The 5,589-nt window shown below is 68.2% G+C and carries 4 protein-coding genes and 1 pseudogene; all 5 read right to left on the bottom strand.

Annotated features, from left to right (window positions below; genetic code table 11):
- A pseudogene (locus AX730_RS12790) lies at positions 1-249 on the bottom strand (flagellar biosynthesis protein FlhF); the annotation flags it as partial.
- Between the two features lie 47 nt (positions 250-296).
- The gene (flhA, locus tag AX730_RS12785; RefSeq protein ID WP_062357130.1) at positions 297-2,375 is read right to left on the bottom strand and encodes a flagellar biosynthesis protein FlhA; all 2,079 of its coding nucleotides are present in this window, start codon (positions 2,373-2,375) and stop codon (positions 297-299) included.
- Positions 2,372-3,502 carry a flagellar biosynthesis protein FlhB gene (flhB, locus tag AX730_RS12780; protein ID WP_062357128.1) on the bottom strand — a complete coding sequence of 377 codons (1,131 nt, stop codon included), beginning with the start codon at positions 3,500-3,502 and terminating at the stop codon, positions 2,372-2,374. Before flhB ends, flhA begins: the two co-directional genes overlap by 4 nt.
- A 193-nt stretch (positions 3,503-3,695) precedes the next feature.
- Complete coding sequence (locus AX730_RS12775) at positions 3,696-4,679, bottom strand: GGDEF domain-containing protein (protein WP_062357126.1); 984 nt, start codon at positions 4,677-4,679, stop codon at positions 3,696-3,698.
- Between the two features lie 447 nt (positions 4,680-5,126).
- Positions 5,127-5,489, bottom strand: coding sequence for a hypothetical protein (locus AX730_RS12770; protein WP_062357125.1), 363 nt, complete (start codon positions 5,487-5,489; stop codon positions 5,127-5,129).
- Between the last annotated feature and the right edge of the window lie 100 nt (positions 5,490-5,589).

Raw genomic sequence — 5,589 nt, 5'->3', positions numbered from 1 at the left:
CGGGGCGTTGGCGGCCGGTGCCGGGGTGGTGGGGTCGAGCAGCGGATGCAGCGGCGCGGCGGGCGCGGCCGGGCGCATCGCATCCAGCGTGCGCTGCACCAGCGCTTCGTCGTAGTTGCTCGCGGCAACGATCTCGACGCCGTCCTCGGTGACCCGGTTGGACAGGATCACCGCATCCGGGCCGTGCTCCTGCCGCACCATCGCGAAGGCGGTGCGCATGTCGGGGGCAACGAAGCGTTTGATTTTCATGGCGTGCTATCCGGTTCGATGTCGCGTCGGGTTCTGCTGCTCCGGCCTCAGCTGATCGTGCCGACCAGCTTCAACCGCTTGTCCTCGGGAACCTCGCTGTAGGCCAGTACCGACAGCGAGGGGACGCTGTGGCGGACCAGGCGGGCGAGGGCGGCGCGGACCGGTCCCGGTACCAGCACCACCGCAGGCTCGCTGCGGGCTTCCTGCTTGGTCACCACGTCGGCGAGGCTCTGGTGCAGGCGTTCCGCCAGTCCCGGTTCCAGCGCCGCGCCGGTTCCCTGGGTGCTGTCCTGCAAGACGCGTTCCAGATTCGGCGCCAAGGTATAGACGGGCAGTTCCGGCGCCATCCCGGAGATCTCCTGCACGATGAAACGGCCCAGCGAGGTGCGCACGGCGGCGGTGAGCGCGGCCGGGTCGGTGTTCTGCGGGGCGAACTCGACCAGCGCCTCGGCGATGCGGCGCAGCTGGCGGATCGGCACGCGCTCGATCAGCAGGTTCTGCAGCACGCGCACCACGGTGGCCAGCGGCAGCGCCTTCGGGGTGAGGTCCTCGACCAGCTTCGGCGCACTGCGGCCCAGCTGCGCCAGCAACTGCTGCACTTCCTCGTGACCCAGCAGTTCCGGTGCGTGCTCGCGCACCAGGTGCGAGAGGTGGGTGGCCATCACCGTGGCCGGATCGACCACGGTATAGCCCAGCGATTCGGCGGTGGCCTTCTGGTGCGCCTGGATCCACACCGCATCCAGGCCGAACGCCGGGTCCTTGCCGGGGATGCCGTCGATGGTGCCGAACGCGCCGCCCGGGTCCAGCGCGAGTTCGCGGTCGGGATGGATCTCGGCCGACGCCACCGGCACGCCATGCACCAGCAGGCGGTAGCCGTTGGACGGCAGCTCCAGGTTGTCGCGGATATGCACCGGCGGCACCAGGAAGCCCAGGTCCTGGGTCAACTTGCGGCGCACGGCCTTGATGCGCGACATCAGCTCGCCGCCCTGGTTCTTGTCGACCAGCGGAATCAGCCGGTAGCCGACCTCAAGGCCCAGCGGATCGACCGGGCGCAGCTCGTCCCAGGTCAGTTCGGCATTGCGGTCGGGCGCGCCCGGGCCGGGCAGGGCCGGCACATCGCCGGTGGCCTCGGGGCCTTCCTGGGTGCGTTTCCACATCTTCCAGGCCAGGTAGCCGATGCCGGCCGCCAGCGTCAAAAAGGCGACGTTGGGCATGCCGGGCACCAGCCCGACCAGGCCCAGCACGCCGGCGGCCACCGCCAGCGCCTTGTGCTGGCCGAAGGCCTGGCCCATGACGGCCGTGCCCATGTCTTCCGAGCGCGACGCGCGGGTGACCAGCATCGCCACCGCCGACGACACCAGCAGGGCGGGCAGCTGGGCGACCAGGCCATCGCCGATGGACAGCAGCGTGTAGGTCGAGGCGGCTTCGGCGGCCGGCATGCCGTGCTGGAGCATGCCCACGGCGAACCCGCCGATGAGGTTGATGAAGAGGATCAGGATGCCGGCGATGGCGTCGCCGCGGATGAATTTGTTGGCACCGTCCATCGAGCCGTAGAAGTCGGCTTCGGCGCGGACTTCCTCGCGGCGGGCCTTGGCTTCCTCGCGGGTCAGCACGCCGGCGTTGAGGTCGGCGTCGATGGCCATCTGCTTGCCGGGCATGGCGTCCAGGATGAAGCGCGCCGACACTTCGGCGATGCGGCCGGCACCCTTGGTGATGACCACGAAGTTGATGATGGTCAGGATGGCGAACACCACGATGCCGACGGCGTAGTTGCCGCCCACCACGAACTCGCCGAAGGCCGCGATGACCTTGCCGGCGGCTTCATGGCCGTTCTGGCCGTGCAACAGGATGACGCGGGTGGAGGCCACGTTCAGCGCCAGGCGCAGCATCGTGGTCATCAGCAGGATGATCGGGAAGATGGTGAAGTCGAGCGGCCGCTTCACGTAGATCACCGCCAGCAGCACCACCAGCGAAATGGCGATGTTGAAGCTGAAAAGGGCGTCCAGTACCGGCGGCGCCAGCGGCACCACGATCATGGCCAGCAGCGCCAGCACGACCAGCGGCGCGCCCAGGCCGTTCTTCAGCATGTCCATCCAGCGCATGCTGCCGGCGGGTTGCGCGCTCATGCCTTGCCTCCATGTTCATCCACGTCGACGGACGGCAGGTCCGGCAACGGGGCTTCGCCCACGCGCCAGGCACGCAACTGGTACACGTAGGACAGGATCTGGGCGACGGCGGCGTACAGTCTCACGGGGATCTCCCGGCCAAGCTGACCTTCGCGATACAAGGCGCGTGCCAAAGGCGGGGCGGAGACGATGGCGATGCGGTGGGCGTCGGCCACTTCACGGATGCGCATGGCCAGTTCGTCCACGCCCTTGGCGACCACGGTGGGGGCGCCCATCTGCCCGGCCTGGTACTTCAGCGCCACGGCGTAGTGGGTCGGATTGACCACGATCACGTCGGCCTTGGGCACGTCCTCCATCATCCGGCGCTGCGACATCTGCTGCTGCATCTGGCGGATGCGGCCCTTCACTTCCGGGCTGCCCTCGCTTTCCTTCATCTCCTTGCGCAGCTCTTCGCGGGTCATCTTCAGCTTCCGCAGCCAGTTCCACTTCTGGTACGGCGCATCGATGGCCGCCAGCAGGACCAGCCCGCCCGTCGTCGCCAGCAGCAGGGTGCTGGTGAACTTCAGGCCGCTGCGCACCGCCTGTTCCAGCGGCATGGTCAGCAGCTCGCGCAGCGGGTTCAGGCCCAGCGTCAGGCAGATCGCGGCGGCGCCACCGATCAGCGCCACGCGCAGCAGCGACCTCAGCAGCTCGGCCATGCCTTCCGCGCCATACAGGCGCTTGAGACCGGCTGCCGGGCTGAGCCGCTTGAAGTCGGGCATCAGTGATTTCTGCGAAAACCGCAGGCCACTCATCGCCACCGGCGCCGCCAGGCCGGCCAGCACGCAGATGGCCGCGACCGGGGCGATCGCGACCAGCAGCTTCAGCATCATCAGGCCGACATGGCCGAACAACTGGTCCGGCTGGCGCATCAGCGCCGGGTCCGGCGTCAGTGCGATCTTCATCCAGCCCAGCGTGTCACGCGCCAGGCCCGGGCCCATCGCGATGATCGTCAGCACGCCCGTGCCGAACACCGCCGCCGTCGCCAGCTCGCGCGACTGCGGGACGTTGCCCTGCTCACGGGCTTCGCGGAGTCGTTTCTCGGTGGGTAATTCAGTGCGTTCGCCGCTTTCGTCCTGCTCAGACATGGCGTGTTTCCGACGGGGTCGGTCCAGGTCGTGCAAGTCCCGTTCCACTCCGTGACGGAGTGGCAACGTGGCATCGTCCACCTCCCCGGTCGGCGGTTGACCCGCCGGCGGCGTCCGGGGCTGCTCGCCCGTGCCGTAGCGCCATCGCGTGCGACGCAGGAGGACGCCGACCGCGTGTGGCGGCCGGGTCCGGTCAGAACAGGTCGTCCGCGATGACGTAGCTGTCGCGGCCGCCCGACTTGGCACGGTAAAGCGCGGCGTCGGCGCGCGAGAACCAGTCGTGCCAGGTCTTCTCCTGCTCGCGCAGCAGCGCGGCGCCGAGCGAGATGGTGATGCGGCCGCCCGGCCCGCGCAGTGAGCCGCGGACCGACTTGCGGATGCGTTCGGTGGCCGATTCCAGCGCCTCGCGGCTGTCCAGTTCCAGCAGCGCCACGAACTCCTCGCCGCCGAAACGGAATACCTGGTCGTTGCGGCGCATCTCGAAACGCAGGATGGAGGCCAGGTCGGCGATGGCGGCATCGCCGGCCGCGTGGCCGTACTGGTCGTTGACGTCCTTGAAGTGGTCGAGGTCCAGCACCACCAGGCCGAAGCAGCATTCGTCGCGCTGGAAGCGCTCGACAGCGTCCGCCAGCGCGCGTTCCATGCTGCGGCGGTTGGGCACGCCGGTCAGCGTATCGATCGATGCCAGCCGTTCGAGCTGCACGCGGTCGTCCTGCGTACGTGCGGCGAAGATCAGCGAGAACACCGTGATCAGCACGCCGCTCATCACCACCGACGCCGCGTGCACGCCATCGTGGAAGAAGCCGGGGAACAACGGGATGCCCGCGATCAGCACCAGGTTGCAGACCACCGCCAGCCAGCGATTCGCGATGAAGAAGTTGGTGAGCAGGACCAGATAGGTCCATGACAGCGCGGTGTGGCCGAGCCGCATGCAGACGACGAACGCGGCGCATGAATTGAGCGCGGCCAGGACATTGCCGGCGCGCCGACTGTCCCCGGTGCGCCACGCATAGACGACCGGCGCCGCGACGAGCAGCACGACGGCCATGTCGAACGCCGCCATCCACCATTCGCCGTGAAATCCTCGGTAGACACCGAACGACGCAATGGTCACCGCCGTGATGGAACCCAGCAGGACGATGATGTCCAGGCGGAAGTCGCGGCGTTTCGGCTTCATCGAGAGGGCCGGGTGCGGGCGCTGATGGTCGGAGGGTGGCGTGCTCAAAGGGATCGGGTAAGCGGACGGAACAGCGCCGCGCGGGCTCGCGCAGTGTAGGCCGTTGCACGGAGCGGGGAGTGATGGAGATCACGCTTGCCGGGCATCGCGCGCGCGCGGTAATGCGCGTTCTGCGCGATCGCGCCCTGTGTTCGCCATCGACGCTCAGCATCCGTGCGCGCCTCAAGAAAACGTCGTCGCATGAAGGCATTGAAGATCGCGATCTTCGCAGCATCGCGCGTGCGTTGCGCACGCCGTCTCGATGCGGTGCGCCGGTAGGCTCGCGATCCCCGGCAGGGATGGGGCAAGGGACATGGCCGCGACCGGGCCGTGCCCTGTCGGCGAAAAAAAAGCCTCCCGAAGGAGGCCGCTCGTGTGCGGCTACGTGTGCGCCCGGTGGGCGCTGCCTCAGGCCGACAAGGCTTCCAGTGTCTTGAACACCTGGGGTACCGCCATCGCCGGGGTGCCGCCGTTGACCGACACGGCGCGCAATCCGTGCTGGTAGCTCTGCCAGATCATTTCGTCGGCATGCTGGATATCCAGGCCGCGGAACTCGCCGGCGCCCATGCCACGGTTGAGTTCCAGTCGCACCGGCTCGCGCATGCGGCGCAATGCGGTGTTCATTTCGGCTTCGACCGTGGGCGACCAGCGGGCCGACACGCTCCACAACGCGGGGAAGGCGATGAAGTTGGCGGCATCCTCGCGCGCCATCCAGAAGTAGAAGTCGAGGATGCGCTGCGCATGCGTCGATCCCTGCGGCCGTTCCACCATCGGCGCCCTGCGCCCGGTGTAGTCGCGGATCAGCAGCGTGGCGATGGTAATCCCCCCGCAGATTAGCAGACCTCAGAAGTGGAATTTTCTCGTACGCTTT

It is taken from the genome of Pseudoxanthomonas mexicana (assembly GCF_001556105.1).
Taxonomy (GTDB): domain Bacteria; phylum Pseudomonadota; class Gammaproteobacteria; order Xanthomonadales; family Xanthomonadaceae; genus Pseudoxanthomonas_A; species Pseudoxanthomonas_A mexicana_A.
This window is presented reverse-complemented; position numbering and strand designations above follow the sequence as displayed.

Coding starts and splice junctions, on each gene's coding strand:
- AX730_RS12770 (WP_062357125.1), bottom strand. CDS start 5,489: ATGGTGGAACGGCCGCAGGGATCGACGCATGCGCAGCGCATCCTCGAC.
- flhB (WP_062357128.1), bottom strand. CDS start 3,502: ATGTCTGAGCAGGACGAAAGCGGCGAACGCACTGAATTACCCACCGAG.
- flhA (WP_062357130.1), bottom strand. CDS start 2,375: ATGAGCGCGCAACCCGCCGGCAGCATGCGCTGGATGGACATGCTGAAG.
- AX730_RS12775 (WP_062357126.1), bottom strand. CDS start 4,679: ATGAAGCCGAAACGCCGCGACTTCCGCCTGGACATCATCGTCCTGCTG.